Source organism: Mycolicibacter arupensis, from assembly GCF_002086515.1.
Taxonomy (GTDB): domain Bacteria; phylum Actinomycetota; class Actinomycetes; order Mycobacteriales; family Mycobacteriaceae; genus Mycobacterium; species Mycobacterium arupense.
Genome location: NZ_MVHH01000019.1, coordinates 46,966 through 67,628, shown reverse-complemented (window position 1 = coordinate 67,628; position 20,663 = coordinate 46,966). Strand labels below are relative to the sequence as shown.

The 20,663-nt window shown below is 66.8% G+C and carries 18 protein-coding genes and 1 pseudogene; 11 read left to right on the top strand and 8 right to left on the bottom strand.

The window, feature by feature from the left end:
- From BST15_RS23055 to BST15_RS11285, 6 genes and pseudogenes are all read right to left on the bottom strand, one after another.
- Window positions 1-3,559: pseudogene (locus tag BST15_RS23055) on the bottom strand (PE family protein); the annotation flags it as partial.
- A 556-nt stretch (window positions 3,560-4,115) separates the two neighbouring features.
- Complete coding sequence (locus BST15_RS11305; protein ID WP_046188428.1) at window positions 4,116-4,991, bottom strand: SDR family NAD(P)-dependent oxidoreductase; 876 nt, start codon at window positions 4,989-4,991, stop codon at window positions 4,116-4,118.
- Window positions 4,988-5,413 carry a carboxymuconolactone decarboxylase family protein gene (locus BST15_RS11300; protein ID WP_046188427.1) on the bottom strand — a complete coding sequence of 142 codons (426 nt, stop codon included), beginning with the start codon at window positions 5,411-5,413 and terminating at the stop codon, window positions 4,988-4,990. Before BST15_RS11300 ends, BST15_RS11305 begins: the two co-directional genes overlap by 4 nt.
- Window positions 5,414-5,423: 10 nt before the next feature.
- Complete coding sequence (locus BST15_RS11295; RefSeq protein ID WP_046188426.1) at window positions 5,424-6,290, bottom strand: NAD(P)-dependent oxidoreductase; 867 nt, start codon at window positions 6,288-6,290, stop codon at window positions 5,424-5,426.
- Complete coding sequence (locus BST15_RS11290) at window positions 6,287-7,039, bottom strand: SDR family oxidoreductase (protein WP_046188425.1); 753 nt, start codon at window positions 7,037-7,039, stop codon at window positions 6,287-6,289. Before BST15_RS11290 ends, BST15_RS11295 begins: the two co-directional genes overlap by 4 nt.
- Window positions 7,040-7,064: 25 nt before the next feature.
- Window positions 7,065-8,534: an aldehyde dehydrogenase gene (locus BST15_RS11285; protein WP_046188424.1), complete on the bottom strand. Its 1,470-nt coding sequence runs from the start codon at window positions 8,532-8,534 to the stop codon at window positions 7,065-7,067.
- 184 nt (window positions 8,535-8,718) lie between these two features.
- On the opposite strand from BST15_RS11285, the gene BST15_RS11280 reads away from it, so the two are divergent.
- From BST15_RS11280 to BST15_RS11235, 10 genes are all read left to right on the top strand, one after another.
- Window positions 8,719-9,357 (top strand): TetR/AcrR family transcriptional regulator, encoded by a 639-nt coding sequence (locus BST15_RS11280; protein WP_046188423.1) that lies wholly within the window; start codon window positions 8,719-8,721, stop codon window positions 9,355-9,357.
- Complete coding sequence (locus BST15_RS11275) at window positions 9,354-10,580, top strand: cytochrome P450 (RefSeq protein ID WP_046188422.1); 1,227 nt, start codon at window positions 9,354-9,356, stop codon at window positions 10,578-10,580. Before BST15_RS11280 ends, BST15_RS11275 begins: the two co-directional genes overlap by 4 nt.
- The gene (locus BST15_RS11270) at window positions 10,581-11,408 is read left to right on the top strand and encodes an SDR family oxidoreductase (RefSeq protein ID WP_046188421.1); all 828 of its coding nucleotides are present in this window, start codon (window positions 10,581-10,583) and stop codon (window positions 11,406-11,408) included. It begins immediately after the preceding gene.
- Window positions 11,405-12,760: a cytochrome P450 gene (locus tag BST15_RS11265; protein ID WP_046188420.1), complete on the top strand. Its 1,356-nt coding sequence runs from the start codon at window positions 11,405-11,407 to the stop codon at window positions 12,758-12,760. The genes BST15_RS11270 and BST15_RS11265 overlap by 4 nt, the downstream gene beginning before the upstream one ends.
- A 7-nt stretch (window positions 12,761-12,767) precedes the next feature.
- Entirely contained in the window at window positions 12,768-12,977 is a 210-nt protein-coding gene (locus tag BST15_RS11260) for a ferredoxin (RefSeq protein WP_046188419.1), read from the top strand.
- 2 nt (window positions 12,978-12,979) lie between these two features.
- Entirely contained in the window at window positions 12,980-13,534 is a 555-nt protein-coding gene (locus BST15_RS11255; protein WP_046188418.1) for a nuclear transport factor 2-like protein, read from the top strand.
- 26 nt (window positions 13,535-13,560) lie between these two features.
- Window positions 13,561-14,643: an NAD(P)H-dependent amine dehydrogenase family protein gene (locus BST15_RS11250; protein WP_046188417.1), complete on the top strand. Its 1,083-nt coding sequence runs from the start codon at window positions 13,561-13,563 to the stop codon at window positions 14,641-14,643.
- A 48-nt stretch (window positions 14,644-14,691) separates the two neighbouring features.
- Window positions 14,692-15,432, top strand: coding sequence for a glucose 1-dehydrogenase (locus tag BST15_RS11245; RefSeq protein WP_046188416.1), 741 nt, complete (start codon window positions 14,692-14,694; stop codon window positions 15,430-15,432).
- Window positions 15,433-15,509: 77 nt separating this feature from the next.
- Window positions 15,510-16,751 (top strand): cytochrome P450, encoded by a 1,242-nt coding sequence (locus BST15_RS11240; RefSeq protein ID WP_046188440.1) that lies wholly within the window; start codon window positions 15,510-15,512, stop codon window positions 16,749-16,751.
- A 132-nt stretch (window positions 16,752-16,883) separates the two neighbouring features.
- Window positions 16,884-18,011 carry an NDMA-dependent alcohol dehydrogenase gene (locus tag BST15_RS11235; protein ID WP_046188439.1) on the top strand — a complete coding sequence of 376 codons (1,128 nt, stop codon included), beginning with the start codon at window positions 16,884-16,886 and terminating at the stop codon, window positions 18,009-18,011.
- A gap of 126 nt (window positions 18,012-18,137) precedes the next feature.
- Here BST15_RS11235 and BST15_RS11230 read toward each other — a convergent pair whose 3' ends face one another.
- A complete protein-coding gene (locus BST15_RS11230; RefSeq protein ID WP_046188415.1) occupies window positions 18,138-18,668 on the bottom strand; it encodes a YceI family protein in 531 nt (176 codons plus the stop codon).
- Between the two features lie 109 nt (window positions 18,669-18,777).
- Between BST15_RS11230 and BST15_RS11225 the strand changes: the two genes are divergently transcribed.
- Complete coding sequence (locus BST15_RS11225) at window positions 18,778-19,182, top strand: HIT family protein (RefSeq protein WP_046188414.1); 405 nt, start codon at window positions 18,778-18,780, stop codon at window positions 19,180-19,182.
- A gap of 3 nt (window positions 19,183-19,185) precedes the next feature.
- Here BST15_RS11225 and BST15_RS11220 read toward each other — a convergent pair whose 3' ends face one another.
- Window positions 19,186-20,649, bottom strand: coding sequence for a sensor histidine kinase (locus BST15_RS11220; protein ID WP_046188413.1), 1,464 nt, complete (start codon window positions 20,647-20,649; stop codon window positions 19,186-19,188).
- Window positions 20,650-20,663: the final 14 nt, after the last annotated feature.

The window sequence follows — 20,663 nt, the reverse complement described above, 5'->3', positions numbered from 1 at the left end:
CATCGACACCATCAGCACCCCGGCCACCAGCACCACCATGACCACCCACACCGGCAGTGCCATCAGCACCCGAAGCGGCCGTACCGGCTCCTGTTCCCGCCTTGCCACCAACACCGGCATTACCACCGTTGCCACCAGCCTGACCGGCGCCACCGGCACCACTGTTCACACCCGCGACACCGGCACTGCCGGCAGCACCCGCAGCACCGACACCACCGTTTCCGGCGTTGCCACCGGCACCGGCAGCACCCACAGCACCCGAGGTCGATCCACTGCCACCGACACCACCATTGCCGCCAGCACCACCGCTACCACCGTTGCCGCCATGACCGTCACCGGTCACAAACGACCCCGCCGCACCATCAATGCCATGACCACCCGCGCCGCCAGCACCACCATCGCCACCGGCACCATCAACAGCCCGAGTCAGCCCATCAGCACTCAGACCACCCTGGCCACCACTGCCCCCAGCACCACCATTGCCACCAGCAGTGCCATCAACCGAACCGACAACGCCATCGACCCCGTCAGCACCCCGACCACCGGCACCACCGTTGCCGCCCACGCCCGCGGTGCCATCAGCACCCGAGGCGCCCTGGCCGTCACGACCCGAACCGCCCGCACCACCGACGCCGGCGTTACCACCGGCGCCACCGGCCTGGCCGGCACCACCGTGGGGATCGTTTGCGTTTCCGTTGATGCCCTGAGCACCATCAGCACCCCGGCCACCGTTACCGGCGTTACCGCCCGCACCACCGGCCCCATCGGTGCCCACGGTGGAGCCGCTGCCTCCGGCGCCGCCAGAGCCGCCGGCTCCACCATTGCCCCCGCGTGTGCCATCAGCGCCGGGCTGCTCGCCGTCGACACCGTTGATGCCGTCGCCACCGCGGCCGCCGGCACCGCCGGCACCGCCGTTGCCTTCGCCGGCCCGCGTGAGGCCGTCGGCCTCCAGGCCGCCCGCGCCAGCGTTGCCACCCGCGCCACCATTGCCACCAGCGGTGCCATCAACCGAACCGACAGCGCCATCGACACCATCGGCGCCACGGCCACCCGCGCCGCCGTTACCGCCGACGCCGGCTAGGCCGCCATTGCCCGAGGCAGCGCGGCCACCATTGCCGCTGGCGCCGCCGGACCCACCGAGGCCGGCATTGCCTCCGGCGCCGCCGTCTTGGCCGGCAGACCCGTCGGGATTGTCGGCATCGCCATCAGCGCCGTCGGCTCCGTGCGCCCCGGCACCGCCGTTGCCGCCGTTGCCGCCCTGGCCGCCGGCGCCATCCGCACCGACGGTGGCGCCGTCGCCCCCGAGTCCGCCGTTGCCGCCGGCACCACCGTTGCCGCCGGCTTGACCCGCAGCACCGGGCGCCAGTCCGGCTGCCCCGGTGTGGCCGGCACCGCCGGCACCACCGTCGCCACCGGCACCACCATCACCGCGGGAGGCGTACGAGCCATCGGCAAGCAGGCCGCCGGCACCACCGTCGCCACCGGCACCACCGTGGCCACCCGCGCTGCCGTTGATGGATTCGTCAGTGCCGTCGCTGCCGCCGAAGCCGGCACCGCCGGCACCGCCCTGGCCGCCAGCACTGCCGATGCCGTGGAGACCGGTGGTCGCCTCGGTGCCCTCGCCCCCGACACCAGCGGCGCCGTAAGCGCCCCCGTTGCCGCCGGCGCCACCATTGCCGGCATCGAGATGCTCGGCAGTGCCCGCGGCACCCTGGCCACCGGCGCCGGCCTGCCCTGCATTGCCGCCATCACCAGCGGAACCGCTGATACCGGCAGATCCTGCGGCGCCGTTGGTCGCGGTTCCTGCCGCGCCCGCGGCACCACCGTTACCGCCGGCACCACCGCTACCGGCGTTACCGCCGGCCCCACCATTGCCATTACCACCGTCGTCGAAGGTGCCCGCCGCACCGGCCGCGCCGCTGCCTCCTGCACCACCGGCAGCACCCTTGCCGCCGGCGCCACCGTTACCGGCGTTACCCGACACCGAGCCGCCCGCGCCGCCCGCGCCCCCTGCACCACCGTGGCCGCCGGCTCCGCCGTTGACGCCGGACGCGCCCGCGGTGAGCGCGTCGGCACCTGTTGCGCCTGCATTTCCCGCTCCACCGGCACCACCCGTGCCGCCGTTGCCCTGTGCACCACCGGCACCGCCGACGCCACCAGCGCCGCCAGATGCGCCCGCGCCGTCGATCAGGGTCGCCGTACCGTTGCCGCCGGCACCGCCGGACCCGCCGTTGCCGCTGGCACCGCTGGGCACCTGGCCGTCGGCGCCCGGGCGTCCTGCGTTGCCCCACATCCAGGCCATGAACTTCTCGCCCGCGGCACCGCCTGCACCGACAACCGTCCCGGCCTGGCCGCCGGCACCACCAGCACCACCATCGCCACCGCCGAGGGCACCGTCACCACCGATACCGCCCGCGCCACCGTCACCGGCAGCGCCCGCGTTTCCGCCGGCTCCGCCGTCACCGGCCGCACCGAAGTGCCCGCCCACTCCACCAGCGCCGCCGCGGCCACCGCCGCCACCGTCGCCACCGAGGCCGCCGGCCCCACCATTGCCGCCCAGGTCATCCAGGCTGATGCCACCCGCGCCGCCCGCTCCGCCAGCACCACCCGCGCCGCCGGCGCCGCCGGCGCCGCCGATGCCTCCGAGGCCCAGCACGAATCCGGCAGCGCCGCCGGCGCCACCGTTGCCTCCTAGGCCGCCCAGCAGCCCGTCGCCGCCGATCGTGCCGTCCAGGCCGAGCACGCCTTCGATGCCGTCCACGCCGGCCAGACCCGCAGCACCGGCACCCCCGGCGCCGCCCGCGCCGCCGAATCCGATCAGACTGGCGGCATCTCCACCAGCACCGCCATTGCCTCCGGCCAGCAGCGCATCCAGCGAAGCGCCGCCTGCACCACCTGCGCCGCCATCACCGAACAGCCAGCCACCCAAACCGCCAGTGCCACCGTCGGCACCGGCAAAGCCGTCGCCGCCCACGCCACCGTTGCCGAACATGCCGGCATTTCCGCCCATGCCACCGACACCACCGGCGATGTCGGCCACGCCGGCAACGCCCGCGCCACCAGAGCCGAGTAGGAACCCGCCGTCGCCCTGGTCGCCGAACCAGCCCCAGCCGCCGAGCAGTGAGTCGTTGGAGCCGTCAAAGCCGTCGATGCCGTTGCCGATCAGCACCCGGCCGAACAGATCCAGGAAGGGCTGATTGAGCAGCTCGAGAAGCTGCTGGTTGTCCGCGATGAAGTCCTGCGTCAGGTCATAGAGCGGCAAGTACAGCTGCTCGTGATAGAAGCCCGCCACCGCCAGGTCGAACTGCTCGAACGCGTCATAAAGGAAGAAGCTGTTGCCGGCGGCCGAGCCCGGCTCCACCCATCCGGTCCAGTCCCCCCACATCGCGGGATCGAACAGGTCCTCCATATCGGCCCGCGCCGTCGGGGCAGACACCAAGGGCGAGACCCCGAAAGCCAGGAAGGCCGCCACCGAACTGACCGCTCCGCCAACGCGACGCACCGCTTCGCCCCGACCCTGCGGTCGAACTTTGCCGTTGCCATTGCGCTGACGAGCCACGTCCTGCTCCCGATTCGGTAGGTCCTCGAGGCGAGGACGCGGATGACTTCCGCAAAGCCGGAAGCTACCGACCGGTAGGACGACTCATCAACTCGAATTTGGAGAGAAGTTTCGCTTAGTAGACAGATCGTGTTAAAACCTGCTAAATATTGCCTGGTCGCGTTTACTTAAACTATGACGTCCACCACAGGCAACTAGTGGAGTGATTTTTCCCATAGCCTCCCTAAGGGATGCCTAGATTTCGGTTAGGTAATGGGCAGGTGTCCGGCGAATCCGCCAAGTCCCCGAGACCCAGATGTCAGCGCCGACGACCGGGTGTCAGGCCCGCCCGTACCCCGGAGTTTTTTCCGTCGGCGCTGCACTCGGGCTCGCACTGACGCAAGGGCTGTTCTCGGAGGCCCGCGAGCGAGCCGAGCGGGCAACCCGTAGCGAGCCACTAGCACGGCGCGCAGCCCGCACACTCGGCTCTCAGATCGGTGGCGCGGGCCGGCCACAACCGATCAGCTGTACAGATCCGTCCCGGCCGCGTGCGCTTCCCGTCGAGATAACGACCGGTTCAGTCGCGAGCAACCAGGGAATGCAGTTCCGGAATGGACCACGGCGGGCACGCGTGATGATCGCGGTAGCCCAGCACCGAGGGAACGGGACGCTCAAAGCGACCGACGAACCCACCCGATGCCAGAAAGACCGAACCGGTCACGTCTGCGGCCATATCGCTGGCCAAGTAGGCGTAGAGCGGCGCGACGTAGCTGGCGGGAGCAGGGTCCAGTGACGCTCGCATGGTCACCTCATCGAGCAGGCCGCGCGCGTGCAGTTCACGAATCTGCTGCTCATAGTCATCGCCGGTGGAAAGCCTCGTTTTCGCGCCGGGGCACACGACGTTGGCCCGCACGCCGTAGGCCGCAAGCTCGGCGGCGATCGCTCCGGTCAGCCCGTTGATCGCACCTTTGCCCGCGGGGTAGCCGGTGCCGCCGTAGTTCCCGAGGAAGGCCACCGAGCCGCTGTTGATGATCGATCCCCGGCGTTGCTCGACCATGATCGGCGCGGCCGCCCGGCACGTGTGAAAAACCGTACCGAGGTGGGCATCGATCAGTTCGTTGAATTGTGCGCTGGAGACCGAAAGGATCGAGGAACCGGCCGGCTCGGCGATACCGGCGCAGTTGATCAACACGTCGACGCTGCCGTACTCCTCGCGACAGGCCTGGATCAGCGCCACGGCAGTGGTCTCGACGTGTGCCGCACCGGCCAGTCCGATGGCCCGCCCGCCCGATGCGACGATTCCTTCGGTTGTTTCAACCACCGCTTCGGGGTCTCGGCCGTTGATCACCACCCCGGCGCCGCACGCCGCCAGCAGTTGCGCCACTGCCCGCCCGATGCCGCGGCTGCCTCCGACCACGACGGCCGCCCGGCCGGCGAGCACGGTGTCGGTCACTCGCCCTTCTGCTGATCCAGCACGGCCGCCGCGTTGGCCTTCTTGTCTTCGGTCTTGCCCGCAGCTGCGGCTTTGCTCCGCTTGGCGATCACCTTCTCCACCACGGAGTTGAGCCCCGACCCCCGCGGGAAGCCCACGTAGTGAGTGATGAAGATGGCCATCTCACGCAGCTCGTTCTCGGTCATCTCGCCGTTGTGTAGGGCGGCGTTGACTTGAATCTCCGCCAGATCCTTCTCGCCCAGCGCAGTGACCACCGACAACGTCATCAGCCGCTTGTCGCGCATCGAAAGGCCGGGGCGCGACCAGATGCGGCCGAAGAGGTGGTCGGCGGTGAGGGCGAAGAACTCACCGGGCATGTCGGGCATGTCCCAGGCGTAGACCTCATTCATCTTGGCCAGCCCGGTACGGCGCAGTTCGTCCATCAGATCTCTCCTAGTCGGCAGTGGTGTGTGGCACGCCCAGAGCGGCGCCGAGATGGTCCAGGGCGATCTGCGCCAACGGCAGGTCGACCCCGGTCGCCTCCCCCAGCCCCAGTGCGAGCCGAAGGTCCTTCTCTCCGAGCCCGCGGGTGTGGGTGAAGGCGTCGCGCAGGAAGTGGTCCGGCCCCATCGGGGCGGTCGACTCGAGCAACATGATCACTCCAGGTCCGCCGGTGAGGGCGTCGGTATGACGCACCACCCGGCCCAGCGCCTGCAGGTCGAGTCCGGCCGCCTCGGCCAGTCTCATGGCTTCGCCTGCCGCGGCATAGCCGGTGAAGGTCAACATGTTGCGCGCCAGCTTCATTCGGGTTCCGGCTCCCGGCTCGCCGGCGTGGATCACCAACGATGCCCACTGCTTGAACGCCGGCTTGATCTGTTCGTAGACCGCGCGATCGGCACCGACCATGGTTGCCAGTTGGCCTTTTTCGGCCGCCCCGGCGCCGCCGCTGACCGGTGCGTCCACGACATGGAGGTCGTGGTGCTTGAGTTCGGCGGCCAGTTCAGCGGCGGTGGTGTCGGCGATCGTCGAGTGGATCGCGATGACGGTGCCAGGCTTGGCGGTGGGCACCAGTTCGGCGATCACCTGGCGCACCTGGGCATCATCGAGCACCGTGATGCTGATGATGTCGGCGTTCGCGCCGACCTCGGCGACACTGCCGGCGACATTCGCGCCGGCTTCTGCCAGGGGGGTCATCGCCTCGGTTCGCAGGTCGAAAATTGTTAGCCCACCGGGCCACTCGACCAAGCGCTTGGCCATCGGCGCACCCATGTTGCCGAGGCCGATATACCCGATGCGGGGCTGTTCCTCCGCGCCGCTCATGAGCGGATGATCTGTCCGCCGTCGACGTTGAAGATCTGTCCGGTGATCCACGACGCCTGGTCCGACAGCAGGAAAAGACACATCGGGACGAGATCCTCCGGGGTGCCCATGCGGGCCAGCGGAAGTTGCTGCACCATCTGCTTGACGATGGCCTGCGGGGTGGTGACCCGGTTGGCCTCGGTGTCGATCGGGCCGGGGGCGATCGCGTTGATCCGGATGTTGCGCCAGCCCAGCTCGCGGGAGAGCTGCTGAGTCAGGCCGTTGACCCCGACCTTGGCCAGTCCATAGAAGTTCGAGTAAACCCATGCCGCAGTGGATGATTGGTTGACGATAGCGCCCCCACCACGCTTAGCCATGTGCTCGTAGACCGCACGCGTGCAGATCAGCGCACCGTCCAGATTGACCCGCATGAACTTCTCGTAGTAGTCCCACGGCACCGTGAGCAGGCCGTCGAGCTTCATGCCGCCGAAGATCGCAGCGTTGTTGACCAGGTAGTCGATCCCGCCGAACTCGGCCACCGCCGCATCGGCCATCGCCTGTGCAGACTCCATGTCCGAGACGTCGACGCGCACCGCGACCGCTTTGCCGCCGTCGGCGACGATCTGGTCGGCCACCGTCTTCGCGCCGTCGACGTTGATGTCGGCAACCACCACCGCGGCACCGTCGGCGGCCAGGGCTTGGGCGTACGCCTGCCCGATCCCGCCACCGGATCCGGTGACGATTGCGACCTTGCCCTCGAATTGACCCATGTGCTTCTCCCTCGTTCAGCTGTGCTTAGTTCGCCGCTGTGGCAATGGCTTTGATTTCCAGGTACTCCTCGAAACCGGCGGTGCCCATCTCCCGGCCGATGCCGGACTGCTTGTACCCGCCGAATGGCACGTCCGCGGAATACCAAACGCCTCCGTTGACGTTGACGGTGCCGGCCCGCAGCCGGGCCGCGACACCCGCCGCCCGCTGGGAGTCGGCACCGTAGACGGTGGCCGACAAGCCGTAGGGCGAGTCGTTGGCGATGCGCACCGCGTCGTCGTCGCCGTCGTGGGCGATCACAGTCAGCACCGGACCAAAGATCTCCTCGCGGGCCACCCGAGCGTCGTTCGTCAGTCCGGCGATCACGGTGGGTTCGATGAAGAAACCGGCAGGCTGGTCGGCGGGGCGACCGCCGCCGCAGGCGAAACTGCCGCCCTCGGTGATCGCCAGATCCAGGTAGCTCTGCACTCGGTCACGTTGGCGCGCCGAGATCACCGGGCCGCAGACGGTGCCGGGCTTGGACGGGTCGCCGGGTTTGATCGAGCCCATGGTGCCGGCCGCGATGGCGACCGCCTCGTCGTAGCGTGCCCGCGGCACCACCAGCCGCGTGGTGATCGCACAGCCCTGCCCGGCGTGCACGCAGGCCGAGAATCCCGCGACCGAGCAGGCTGCGGCCAGGTCGGCGTCATCGAGCACCACGAAGGCGGACTTTCCGCCCAGCTCCAGGAACACCTTCTTGATGGTGGCGGCCGCGTCGGCCATCACGCTGCGGCCGGTGGCCGTCGACCCGGTGAACGACACCATGTCCACCCGAGGGTCTTTTGCCAGCATGGCGCCCAGCGCGTGGTCGGTGGAGGTGACGATGTTGACCACACCCGCCGGGATATCGGTGTGCTCGGCGATCAGCTCACCGAGCACCGCCGCGACCCAAGGGGTGTCGGGTGCGGGTTTGAGCACGACGGTGTTGCCGGCGGCCAACGCCGGGCCCAGCTTGGCCAGGTTGATCTGATGCGGAAAGTTCCACGGGGTGATGGCCCCGACGACGCCGACGGCTTCGCGCACCACGGATCGCCGCGTCGGGATACCGAGCGGGCTGGCCTGGCCGAGGTCTTGCGTCCATTCGTAGCCTTCGGCGGTGTCGGCGGCGAAACTGAGGTCGGCGATTGGACCTTCCAGCTGCGCACCTGCGGTCAGCATCCGGGGCGCGCCCACGTCGGCGATCGTCAGGTCGCGCAGTTCCTCGACGTGTTCGCGCATCGCGTCACGCAACTGCCGCACGCACCGCACCCGCAGTTCGGTGTTGGTCGACCAGTCGGTCTCGTCGAAGGCCCGCCGCGCCGCGCCGATTGCGCGATCCATGTCGGCGGCATCGGCATCGGCCGCCTCACCGAGAACCTCCTCGGTGGCGGGGTTGACGGTGACGAACGCACCGGCCCCGCCCGAAGTCAGCTTGCCGTCGATGAGCAGCCGGCTCACTCCATCGGCCAGTAACGCCATCAATCACTCCCACAGCTTGGTCGCGGCTCCCCGGGGTGAAGAACACTGCGAAAATGGACACATGTCCGTTATTACCCCGTCGAACCCTAGACTGAGAGTCGACGAAGCCGCAACCCTCTTGCCCTTAATCCCTTGTTTCCCAGTGGACTTGCCTAACAAATCGACCTTCCGCTACGTTGGACACGTGTCCAGCGATTCGGTGGCGACAGTCACATCGACGAGTGCTCCCTCGGCTGGTCCCGCCATCCCCGGCGACGCCCCCGCGACGCGGAACCGGCGCCAGGAGGAAACCTTCCGCAAGGTGCTGCGCGCCGGCGTGGAGATGCTTCGAGAAAAGTCGTACGCCGACCTGACGGTCCGAGCGGTCGCCGCCCGGGCCAAAGTCGCCCCGGCAACCGCCTACACCTACTTCTCCTCGAAGAACCACCTGATCGCCGAGGTGTATCTGGATCTGGTTCGCCAGGTCCCGTACTTCACCGACGTCAACGAACCGATGCCCAGCCGGGTGAACCAGGCACTGCGGCACCTGGCGCTGGTGGTCGCCGACGAGCCCGAAGTCGCGGCGGCCTGCACGGCGGCACTGCTGAGCGGCAACAGCGACCCTGCGGTCCGCGCCGTGCGTGACCGGATCGGCGCGGAGATTCATCGGCGCATCACCTCGGCCTTCGGCCCGGACGCCGACGCCCAGAAGGTCGCCGCGCTGGAGATGACTTTCTTCGGCGCCCTGGTCAACGCCGGCAGCGGCGCCTTCACCTATCACCAGATCACCGATCGACTGGCCTACGTGGTCAGCCTGATCCTCGAATCAGGAGCAGCACGATGAGCCTGCAGACCGTCAACGCCGACCCACCGGTCCTCAACCCCTACGACTACGACTTCCACGAGGACCCGTTCCCGTACTACCGCCGCCTGCGCGACGAGGCCCCGGTGTACCGGAACGAGGAACTGAACTTCTGGGCGATCTCGCGCCATCAGGATGTGCTGCACGGGTTCCGGAACAGCGAGGCACTGTCCAACCGTGACGGGGTTTCCCTGGACCCGGTCTCGCGCGGTCCGCACGCCCAACTGGTGATGTCCTTCTTGGCCATGGATGATCCGCAGCATCTGCGGCTTCGCACGCTGGTGTCCAAGGGCTTCACCCCGCGCCGGATCCGCGAGCTCGAGCCACAGGTGGTTCGGCTGGCGCGCCAACATCTGGACGCCGCGATCCAGCCGGGATCCGATGGCACGTGCTCGTTCGATTTCATCAACGATTTCGCCGGCAAACTCCCGATGGACGTCATCTCCGAACTGATGGGCGTGCCGGAGTCCGACCGGGCACGCATCCGGGAACTGGCCGATGGTGTGCTGCACCGCGAGGACGGCGTGACCGACGTCCCGCAGTCGGCGATCCAGGCATCCATGGACCTGATGACCTACTACAACGAGATGATCGCCGACTTCAAGAAGACACCGGCCGACAATCTCACCTCGGCGCTGCTGGAGACCGAGATCGACGGAGACCGGCTCGGCGACCAGGAGATCCTGGCGTTCCTGTTCCTGATGGTGATCGCCGGCAACGAGACCACCACCAAGCTGCTGGGCAGTTCCATCTACTGGGGGCACCGCAATCGCGACCAGTTGACACCGCTGTATGCCGACCACTCCCGGATTCCCCTGTGGGTCGAGGAGACGCTGCGCTATGACACACCCAGTCAGATCCTGGCGCGCACCGTCGCACAGGACTACACGCTGCACGACACCACCATCCCCGCCGGCGCGGTGATGCTGTTGATTCCCGGTTCCGGAAACCGCGATGAGCGCGTCTTCGAAGACCCCGACAGCTTCCGTATCGGCCGTGACATCGGTTCCAAGCTGCTGAGTTTCGGCAGCGGCGCGCATTTCTGCCTGGGTGCACACCTGGCCCGCATGGAGGCGCGTGTCGCGCTTGAAGAACTGTTCGCCCGGATCAGCGACTTCCAGGTCGATGAAGCCAAGGCCGTACGGGTGCATTCATCCAACGTGCGCGGCTTCGCCGAGCTCCCGATCACCGTCAAGGAGGCATAGATGCCGCGTTTCGACCCACCCCCCGCTCGCCGTCCCGCGATAGTCACGGGCGCGTCTTCGGGAATCGGTGCCGCTACCGCCGAAGAGTTGGCGAGCCGTGGCTTTCCGGTGGCCCTGGGTGCCCGGCGCACCGACAAGCTCTCCGATCTGGTCGACAAGATCCGCAGCAACGGTGGCGAAGCCGTCGCATTCAGTTTGGATGTCACCGACGCCGACTCAGTGAAATCCTTTGTGGCGCAGAGCATCGATGCGCTCGGCGAGATTGAGCTGCTGGTGTCCGGTGCCGGCGACATGAATCCTGGTCGCATCCATGAGATCAGCACCGAGACGTTCAACGATCAGATCCAGGTCCACCTGATCGGCGCGAACCGGCTGGCCACCGCGGTGCTGCCGGACATGGTCGCGCGCCAGCGCGGCGACGTGATCTTCGTCGGGTCCGACGTGGCACTTCAGCAGCGCCCCCACATGGGCGCCTACGGCGCCGCCAAGTCGGCGCTCGTCGCGATGGTGCACAACCTGCGCATGGAATTGGAGGGCACCGGGGTGCGCGCCTCGATCGTGCACCCAGGCCCCACGATGACCGAGATGGGCTGGAATCTGACCGCCGAGCAGGTGGGACCGATGCTCGAAGACTGGGCGAAGTGGGGCCAGGCCCGGCACAGCTACTTCCTGCGTCCCCAAGACCTGGCTCGTGCCATTGCGTTCGTTGCGGAGACCCCGCGCGGCGCACACATCGTCGACCTGGAGGTGCAGCCCGAAGCGCCGCTGCGCGACACCGCCTCCGACCGCCAGAATCTGCAACTGGGCGAGGAAGGAATGCCGTCATGACCGTGACCACCGAGATCCCGCGGGTTTCCGGAGGAGAGGCCGAACACGGCCACCTGGAAGAGTTCCGAACCGACCCGATCGCGTTGATGCAGCGCCTGCGCCAGGAGTGCGGCGACGTCGGCTGGTTTGACCTGGCCGGGCGCAAGGTGGTGTTGCTGACCGGACCCGAAGCCAACGAGTTCTTCTTCCGCTCCAGCGACGACGACCTCGACCAGGCTGCGGCCTACCCGTTCATGACGCCGATCTTCGGCAACGGCGTGGTGTTCGACGCCTCGCCGGAGCGACGCTCAGAGATGCTGCACAACACCGCGCTTCGCGGTGAACACATGAAGCGCCACGCGAGCACCATCGAACACGAAGTCCGCCAGATGATCGACGGTTGGGGCGACGAGGGCGAGATCGACCTCTTGGAGTTCTTCGCCGAGCTGACCATCTACACCTCGACGGCCTGCCTGATCGGACGGAAGTTCCGCGAAGAACTCGACAACCGATTCGCCCAGCTGTATTACGAGCTGGAGAACGGCACCGACCCGCTGTGCTACGTCGACCCCTACCTGCCGATCGAGAGCTTCCGGCGCCGCGACGAGGCCCGCGTCAAACTGGTCGAATTGGTGCAGGGAATCATGAACGGCCGGCTGGCCAACCCCGAGACCGACAAGAAGCGCCGGGACATGATCGACGTGATGGTGTCGATCCCCGATGAGGATGGCAACCCGAGATTCAGTGCCGACGAGATCACCGGGATCATCATTTCGATGATGTTCGCCGGACATCACACCAGCTCGGGAACTTCGGCCTGGACGCTGATCGAGTTGCTGCGCCACCCCGAGGCACACGCCGCGGTCATCCGCGAACTCGACGAGCTCTATGCCGACGGTGGCGAGGTCAGCTTCCACGCTCTGCGCCAGATTCCCAATCTGGAGAACGTGCTCAAGGAGACGCTGCGCCTGCACCCGCCGCTGATCGTGTTGATGCGAGTGGCCAAGGGTGAGTTCGAAGTCTGCGGGTACCCGATTCACGAGGGCGACATGGTGGCGGCGTCACCGGCGGTCTCCAACCGTATTCCGGAGAATTTCCCCGATCCCAACGACTTCGTTCCGGAGCGTTACAACGAGCCCCGCGAAGAAGACGTCATCCACCGCTGGACCTGGATTCCGTTCGGAGCGGGCCGGCACCGGTGCGTCGGGGCGGCGTTCGCCACGATGCAGATCAAGGCGATCTTCTCGGTACTGCTGCGCGACTACGAGTTTGAGATGTCGCAACCACCGGAGTCCTACCGCAACGACCACTCCAAGATGGTGGTGCAGTTGGCCCGTCCGGCCAAGGTCCGCTACCGCCGGCGCAGCAAGTAGGACCGAAATGGGTAGCTACACAGTCAAAGTAGATCTTGACCTGTGCCAGGGGCATGCCATGTGCGAACTGGAGGCACCCGATTATTTCCAGGTGCCCAAGCACGGGAAAGTCGAGATCCTCGACTCCGAACCTCCTGAATCCGACCGTCGCCAGATCCAGTTAGCCGTACGGTCTTGCCCCACCAGAGCGTTGTCCATTGAAGAGAAACAGGATTGAACATGGCCTCTTTTACCCGCGAACAACTCGAAGAATGGGTCGAGCGTTGGCTGCAGGCCAATCGTGACGCCGAAGCATCCGGCGACTGGCGCGTGCTGGCGGACTTCTACGCCGATGACGCCACGTACGGATGGAACATCGGCCCCAAGGAAGACGTGATGTGCGTCGGGATCGACGAGATCCGCGACATCGCCCTGGGCCTGGAGATGGAGGGGCTGGACAACTGGCAGTACCCCTACCAGAGGGTGATCATCGACGATAAGCAGGGCGAGGTCGTCGGATTCTGGAAGCAGGTCGCGACCGATGCCGACGGCGCGCAGTCGGAGATCTACGGGATCGGCGGCAGCTGGTTTCGGCTCACCGACAAAGACGGGCAGCCGCTCATCGAATGGCAGCGTGACTTCTTCGACTTCGGTCACGTGCAGAAGCTCTACCTCGATCTGATGACCGCCGGCAAACTCTCCGCCGGAATGCAGAAGCGCATCGAACGCAGCCTGGCCGGCGAGAAGCTTCCCGGCTACTTCCCACTGGGCAAGTCGCCCGTTCCGCTCTGGTGAAGCACAACTGAGCCCCAGGAGGACTCGTGGCCATACGCGTCGCACTGATCGGTACTGGTAACGCCGGGCGGATCGCCCTGCGCGGACTGATCACCAATCCCGCCTACGAGCTCACCGGGGTGTGGGTTTCGACGGCGGCCAAGGTGGGCCGAGACGCCGGTGAACTGGCCGGCCTCGACGTTCACACCGGTATCGCCGCGACCGACGACATCGCGGCGATCATCGCCGCTGCGCCCGAGGCAGCGGTCTACTGCGCGATGGGCGACACCCGGCTGCCGGACGCACTCAAGGACGTCTGCCGGCTGTTGGCCTCCGGAATCAATGTCATCGGGACGGCCCCCGGGGTATTGCAGTATCCCTGGGGCGTCATCCCGGACAAGTTCATCGCACCCATCGAAGAGGCTGCCCGACAGGGCAATTCGAGCGTGTATGTCAACGGCGTCGACCCCGGGTTCATCACCGACCTGGTGCCGTTGGCTTTCGCAAGCACGTGTCAGCACATCGACCAGATCCGCTGCCTGGAGATCGCCGACTACGCGACCTACGACGGCGCCGAGGTCATGTTCGACGTGATGGGTTTCGGCAATTCGCTCGACAACGTGCCGATGCTGCTGCAGCCCGGCATCCTGAGCATTGCGTGGGGTGCGACCATCCGCGAGCTGGCCGCCGGACTGGGCGTCACTCTCGATGCCATCACCGACTCATCCGAGCGTGAGCCCGCCCCGGAGGCCTTCGACATCGCCGCGGGGCACATCCCTGCAGGCGGTGTCGCCGCCCTCAAGTTCGAGATCAACGGCATCGTCGACGGCCGGCCGCTGATTGTCGTCGAGCACGTCACGCGGCTGCGCAGCGACCTGCGACCCGATTGGGCGCAGCCGGCTCAGCCAGGAGGCTCCTACCGGGTGGAGATCACCGGCGAACCTTCGTATGCCGTCGACATCTGCCCCACCAGCGGCCTCGGCGATCACAACTACGCGGCGATCGCCGTCGGTGTCGGCCGCGTCGTCAACGCCATCCCGGCCGTCGTAGCGGCACCGGCCGGAATTGTCACCACCCTGGACCTGCCTCTGGTCGGCGCACCCGCGGTCATCGCGGGCACCACCGGCTGAGGCACTCAAAGACCAACCCAGCATCACTGAACGGAAAGGCGCAAACCTATGGGACGTGTAGACGGCAAGGTAGCTCTGATCAGCGGGGGTGCACGCGGTATGGGCGCGGCCGACGCCCGGATGCTCGTGGGCGAGGGCGCCAAGGTGGTCATCGGTGACGTCTTGGATGCCGAAGGCGCGGCGCTGGCCGCCGAGCTGGGCGACTCGGCACGTTATGTGCACCTCGACGTCCGGGACCCGCAGCAATGGGCTGCGGCCGTGACAGAAGCGGTCGAGACGTTCGGAAAGCTGAATGTCTTGGTCAACAACGCCGGAACAGTCGCGCTGGGGCCGCTGCGCAAGTTCGATCTGGACGAGTGGCATCGGGTCATCGATGTGAACCTCAACGGCACCTTCCTGGGCATGCGCGCGGCCATCGATTCGATGATCGCCGCCGGCGGCGGTTCGATCATCAACGTCTCCTCGATCGAGGGCTTGCGCGGGGCGCCCATGGTGCACCCCTATGTGGCCTCGAAGTGGGCCGTACGCGGGCTGACCAAATCCGCGGCGCTGGAGCTGGCGCGCCACAACATTCGCGTCAACTCGCTGCACCCCGGTTTCATCCGCACCCCGATGACCGAGCACCTGCCCGAGGACATGGTCACGATCCCGCTGGGCCGGCCTGGAACGTCCGATGAGGTCGCCACCTTCGTGCTGTTCTTGGCCAGCGACGAGTCCTCCTACGCCACCGGCTCGGAGTTCGTGATGGACGGCGGACTGGTCACCGATGTTCCGCACAAGACCGGTTGACACCCGGTCATACACCTAGCCATCATGTGTATGCCCGAGCGTGGCTCATGCTCCAGTGACAACCAAAGGTGTTCGTCATGACCTCAACGCAATCAGCTTGTCCGTTCGGTGCCGGGTTCGACTTCACCGATCCGGACGTCCTGCTCAACGGCATGCCGATCACCGAGTTCGCCGAGCTGCGCAAGACGGCACCGGTCTGGTGGAACGAGCAGCCCTCGCACAGCAACATCTTCGATGACGGCGGCTACTGGGTCATCAGCAAGCATCAGCACATCAAAGAGATCTCCCGCGACAACGACGTCTGGTCGACCAATGCCAAGGGTGCGGTCATGCGGCTGCCCGACGGCATCACCGCCGACCAACTGGACCTGACCAAGGCATTGCTGATCAATCACGACCCGCCCGAACACACCCGACTGCGCAAGCTGGTGTCGCGGCTGTTCACCCCCCGGTCAGTCAGTGCCCTGGAGGAGAAGCTGGCCCATTCGGCCCGTGACATCGTCGCCGCCGCAGCCGAGAAGGACAGCGGCAATGTCGTCGACGACATCGCCATGCGCCTGCCGCTGCTGGCGATCGCCGATCTGCTCGGAGTTCCCGAGGACGACCGGGAAAAGTTGTTCCACTGGACCAACTCGATCATGAACACCGACGACCCCGACTTCGACTCGGATCCCGCCATGGCCAACGCCGAGCTCATGGGTTACGCCTACACGATGGCCGAGGAGCGGCGGCGCTGCCCGGCCGACGACATCGTCACGCGGTTGGTCCAGGCCGACATCGACGGTGAATCGCTCGGCGAGACCGAGTTCGCCTTCTTCGTGATCCTGCTGGCGGTCGCGGGCAACGAGACCACCCGCAACGCCATCACGCACGGCATCAATGCGTTCGCCGAGAACCCCGACCAGTGGGAGCTCTACAAACGGCAGCGACCCGCGACCGCCGTCGACGAGATCGTGCGCTGGGCCACCCCGGTGCATTGCTTCCAGCGCACCGCCAAAGTCGACACCGAGATCGGCGGGGTGGCCATCAGCCAAGGGCAGCGGGTCGGCCTGTTCTACAGTTCGGCCAACTACGACGAGGACGTGTTCGACCGGCCGTTCAGCTTCGACATCCTGCGCGATCCCAACCCGCACCTGGCCTTCGGCGGGCAGGGCACCCATTACTGCATCGGCGCCAACCTGGCTCGCATGGAGATCAGGCTGATCTTCGACGAAATCGCCAATCAGCTACCCGACATCGCGAAGCTGGCCGATCCACAGCGACTGCGTTCCGGCTGGATCAACGGGGTCAAGGACCTGCAGGTCGCCTACCACCCTTAGCCCCTCGCAAACGCACTCCACGGGAGTGCGCGCGGGGGTTCGAAAGAACCTCCCCGCGGTCGGTAAGTCGGCTATAGGCTCCGAACAGGAGACTGCCGGATGTCCGGAAATTCACAAGGAAAGCAGGTTGCGGTGAAGACAAAGGGTGCGTTGCTCTGGGAGTTCAACAAGCCGTGGTCGGTCGAGGAGATCGAGATCGGTGAGCCCCAGAAAGACGAGGTCAAGATCCAGATGGAGGCGGCTGGCATGTGCCACTCCGACCACCACCTGATGACCGGAAGCATCCCCATGGCCGGCTTCCCGGTCCTCGGCGGACACGAGGGCGCCGGCATCGTCACCGAGGTCGGACCCGGGGTCGAAGACATCGCCCCCGGTGACCACGTGGTGCTGTCCTTCATTCCGTCTTGTGGCAGCTGTCCGACCTGTCAGTCCGGGATGCGCAACCTGTGCGACCTGGGCGCGGGACTGCTCAACGGTGTCGCGGTCAGCGATGGCACCTTCCGGGTGACGGCACGGGGCGAGGGCGTGTACCCGATGACGCTGCTCGGGACCTTCTCGCCGTGGATGGTGGTGCACAAGTCCTCGGTGGTGAAGATCGACCCGTCGATTCCGTTCGAGGTGGCATGCCTGGTCGGTTGCGGCGTCACCACCGGTTACGGCTCGGCCGTCCGCAGCGCCGACATCCGCCCGGGTGAGGACGTCGCGATCGTCGGTGTCGGCGGGGTCGGCATGTCGGCCCTGCAGGGTGCGGTCAACGCCGGCGCCCGCAACATCTTCGTGATCGACCCGGTGGACTGGAAGCGCGACCAGGCACTGAAGTTCGGCGCCACGCATGTCTACCCGGACATCTTCGCCGCGATGGGCGGCATGATGGAGGTCACCCACGGCCTGATGGCTCGCAAGGTGATCGTCACCGTCGGCGAGGTGCACGGCGCCGACGTCGACAACTACATGATCCTGACCGCCAAGGGCGGCACCTGCGTGCTGACCGCGATGGGGTCCATGCTGGACAACCAGGTCACGCTGAACCTGGCGATGCTCACGTTGCTGCAGAAGAACCTGCAGGGCACCATCTTCGGCGGCGGCAACCCGCAGTACGACATCCCCCAGCTCCTGTCGATGTACAAGGTCGGCAAACTCAACCTCGACGACATGGTGACCCGCCAGTACCAGCTGGAGCAGATCAACGAGGGCTACCAGGACATGCTGGAGGGCAAGAACATCCGCGGCATCATCCGCTACACCGACGCCGACCGCTAGCGCGGCGGAGCCGGGCGCAGCGGGTCGGCGTTACCGCCCAGCCGACCGCTGACTCACCGTTGACTCTGCGCTCACCGGGCAGGCCACTCGAACTTCTGCCTGGTGAGCGCAGAGTCAACAAACGACCTAGGTGTGCCGGAAGACCAGGCTGGCCTTGAGCTTCGTCTTATTGCCGACCATGCCCAAAAAGTTGCCTTCCACGGCGAACTGCTTGCGGGTGACGGTGGCCTCGGTGGTGAGCCGCACTCCCCCGTCGGCGAGGGGTGCCACCTCGACCTTCATCGGCAACGGTCCGGTGATGCCCTTGACGGTCAGTTCGCCGTCCAGCTGCGCGATGTCGCCGCCGACCGGTTCGCCACCGGTGACGACGACGCTGATGTCGGGGTAGCGGTCGGTGTTGAAGAAGTTCGACCTGCGCAGGTCATGGTCGCGCGTACCAAGTCCGGTATTGATCGAGGCAGCCTTGATGTCGACCCTTCCAGAGACGGTCTTGGCGTCCGTGATCTCGCCGCTGCCGCTGAATTCGGTGAACGCACCCCGCACCTTCAGCGCGCCCCACATGGTTCCGTTCTCGAATCGGATACTCGACTGCTGCGGATCCAGAGTCCAAGAACCGACCGCCTGTGAGTTGCTGAGAAATGTTGCGACAGCTGACATCTCGACTCCTCTACCTGCGCTGGCGCGCCTGTCCTGTGGGTCCCGGTTCGCTGTCGATAATACGCAGCAGCGTCCTTTTCATCTGGCACTCGGCGCATATGCTGAACCCATGACCACCGTGTTCACCAAGATCATCAACCGGGAACTGCCGGGCCGATTCGTCTACGAAGATGACGCCGTAGTCGCCTTTTTGACCATCGAGCCGATGACCCAGGGGCACACCCTGGTGGTGCCCCGCGCCGAGATCGACCAGTGGCAGGACGTCGACGGCGGCGCCTTCGCCCAGGTGATGGCGGTGGCGCAGAAGATCGGGAAGGCGGTGTGCCGCGCGTTCGACACCGATCGCGCCGGCATGATCATCGCCGGCCTGGAGGTGCCCCACCTCCACGTCCATGTTTTTCCGACCCGCAGCCTGGCCGACTTCGGCTTTGCCGGCGTGGACCGCAATCCGTCCGCGGAATCATTGGACGAGGCCCAGGCCAAGATCAAGGCCGCCCTGGCCGAACTGCACTGAGGTTCAGAGAATCTCGGCGGGCAATTCGGCGGATCGCTCGGAGGCATCGGCCAGGCGAGGTAGCGAGACCCGGAACGTGCAGCCCTGACCTGGCGGGGAGCTGACGGTCACCGAGCCGTGATGCGCCCGGGCCAGCGAGTCGACGATCGAGAGCCCCAGGCCGGTGCCGCCACTGGCCCGGGCTCGAGACGAATCGGTTCGGAAGAACCTCTCAAAGGCCCGCTCCACATCCTGCTCACTCATGCCAGGTCCCTGGTCGATGACTTCAAGGATCGCGTTGTCGCCCTCCGTGCCGACCCGCACGGTGATGGCGGTCCCGTCCGGCGTGTGTTGCATCGCGTTGGTCACCAGATTGCTCAGCACCTGCCGCAGCCGGGCGTCGTCGCCGAGCACCTCCGGTGTTCCTGGGCCGTCGAAGACTTCGAGCTCTATGGTGCGATTCGGCGCGATCGCCCGGGCGTCGTGGACGGCGTCGGAGGCTAGCACCAACAGGTCTACCCAATGCCGCTCCAGTGGGCGCTGAGCATCCGTCCTGGCCAGCAACAGCAGGTCCTCGACGAGCAGGCCCATGCGCCGAGCCTCGCTTTCGATGCGCGACATCAACAGCTCGACATCGCGAGCCGCGCCCTGCCGGTAGAGCTCGGCAAAGCCGCGGATCGTGGTCAGCGGGGTGCGCAGTTCGTGGCTGGCATCGGTGATGAACCGGCGCATCCGCTCCTCGGAGATGCGGGCACTTTCGGCCGACGCCACCGAGGACGCCACCGCCTCCTGGATCTGCGCCAGCATGCCGTTGAGCGCGAGCGTGAGCTGTCCGACTTCGGTACGCGGATCTCGCTCGGGCACGCGACTGTCCAACCGGCCGGCGGCGATCGCCGCCGCGGTTCGCTCGACCTCGGTCAGCGGCCGCAGGCTGCGATTGACCACCACATAACCGGCTGCGCCCAGGATCAGCAGCACGCCGACGCCGATCGCCATTCGCCACCACGCTAGGTAACGCAGGGTGGCCCGGGGGTCGGAGAGGTCCCGGGCCACAGTGATCAGCCGGCCGCTCTCGCCGTGCACCGACAGCGCCCGCCACTGGACCCCCGACCCGTCGACAGAGCCGATCGTGACCGGCACCGACCCCACGTCGTTGTCGGGCGGCAGCAACGGTTCGGCGTTGTGGTCGTTGACGACGGTCCAGACGCTGCCGTCGGGATCGACGTCGCGAACGTAGAAGCTCGTCGGCGGTCGCCCGGCATGGGGGTCGTCGTCCGCCCTCCCCGGGTGCAGGCCACGCTGCTCCAGCGCCCACCCGTTGGCGGCGTCGATCAGCGTGGCATCGATCCTGCCGATCAGGCGGTGCCGCAGGATCGTGGTCACGGCGTAGCCCTGCGCCAGCAGCCCGATCGCCACCATGGCCAAGGTGGCAGCGACCAGGCTGACCTTCAGCGGCAGAATGTCCCGAAGGGGTTTGACCGTCCCCATGTGTGTCGACCTAT

Bases quoted from the DNA above. Each gene is read 5' to 3' on its own strand.
- BST15_RS11300 (WP_046188427.1), bottom strand. From the start codon at position 5,413: ATGGACGAACTGCGCCGTACCGGGCTGGCCAAGATGAATGAGGTCTAC.
- BST15_RS11295 (WP_046188426.1), bottom strand. From the start codon at position 6,290: ATGAGCGGCGCGGAGGAACAGCCCCGCATCGGGTATATCGGCCTCGGC.
- BST15_RS11290 (WP_046188425.1), bottom strand. From the start codon at position 7,039: ATGGGTCAATTCGAGGGCAAGGTCGCAATCGTCACCGGATCCGGTGGC.
- BST15_RS11285 (WP_046188424.1), bottom strand. From the start codon at position 8,534: ATGGCGTTACTGGCCGATGGAGTGAGCCGGCTGCTCATCGACGGCAAG.
- BST15_RS11275 (WP_046188422.1), top strand. From the start codon at position 9,354: ATGAGCCTGCAGACCGTCAACGCCGACCCACCGGTCCTCAACCCCTAC.
- BST15_RS11270 (WP_046188421.1), top strand. From the start codon at position 10,581: ATGCCGCGTTTCGACCCACCCCCCGCTCGCCGTCCCGCGATAGTCACG.
- BST15_RS11265 (WP_046188420.1), top strand. From the start codon at position 11,405: ATGACCGTGACCACCGAGATCCCGCGGGTTTCCGGAGGAGAGGCCGAA.
- BST15_RS11260 (WP_046188419.1), top strand. From the start codon at position 12,768: ATGGGTAGCTACACAGTCAAAGTAGATCTTGACCTGTGCCAGGGGCAT.
- BST15_RS11255 (WP_046188418.1), top strand. From the start codon at position 12,980: ATGGCCTCTTTTACCCGCGAACAACTCGAAGAATGGGTCGAGCGTTGG.
- BST15_RS11245 (WP_046188416.1), top strand. From the start codon at position 14,692: ATGGGACGTGTAGACGGCAAGGTAGCTCTGATCAGCGGGGGTGCACGC.
- BST15_RS11240 (WP_046188440.1), top strand. From the start codon at position 15,510: ATGACCTCAACGCAATCAGCTTGTCCGTTCGGTGCCGGGTTCGACTTC.
- BST15_RS11230 (WP_046188415.1), bottom strand. From the start codon at position 18,668: ATGTCAGCTGTCGCAACATTTCTCAGCAACTCACAGGCGGTCGGTTCT.
- BST15_RS11225 (WP_046188414.1), top strand. From the start codon at position 18,778: ATGACCACCGTGTTCACCAAGATCATCAACCGGGAACTGCCGGGCCGA.
- BST15_RS11220 (WP_046188413.1), bottom strand. From the start codon at position 20,649: ATGGGGACGGTCAAACCCCTTCGGGACATTCTGCCGCTGAAGGTCAGC.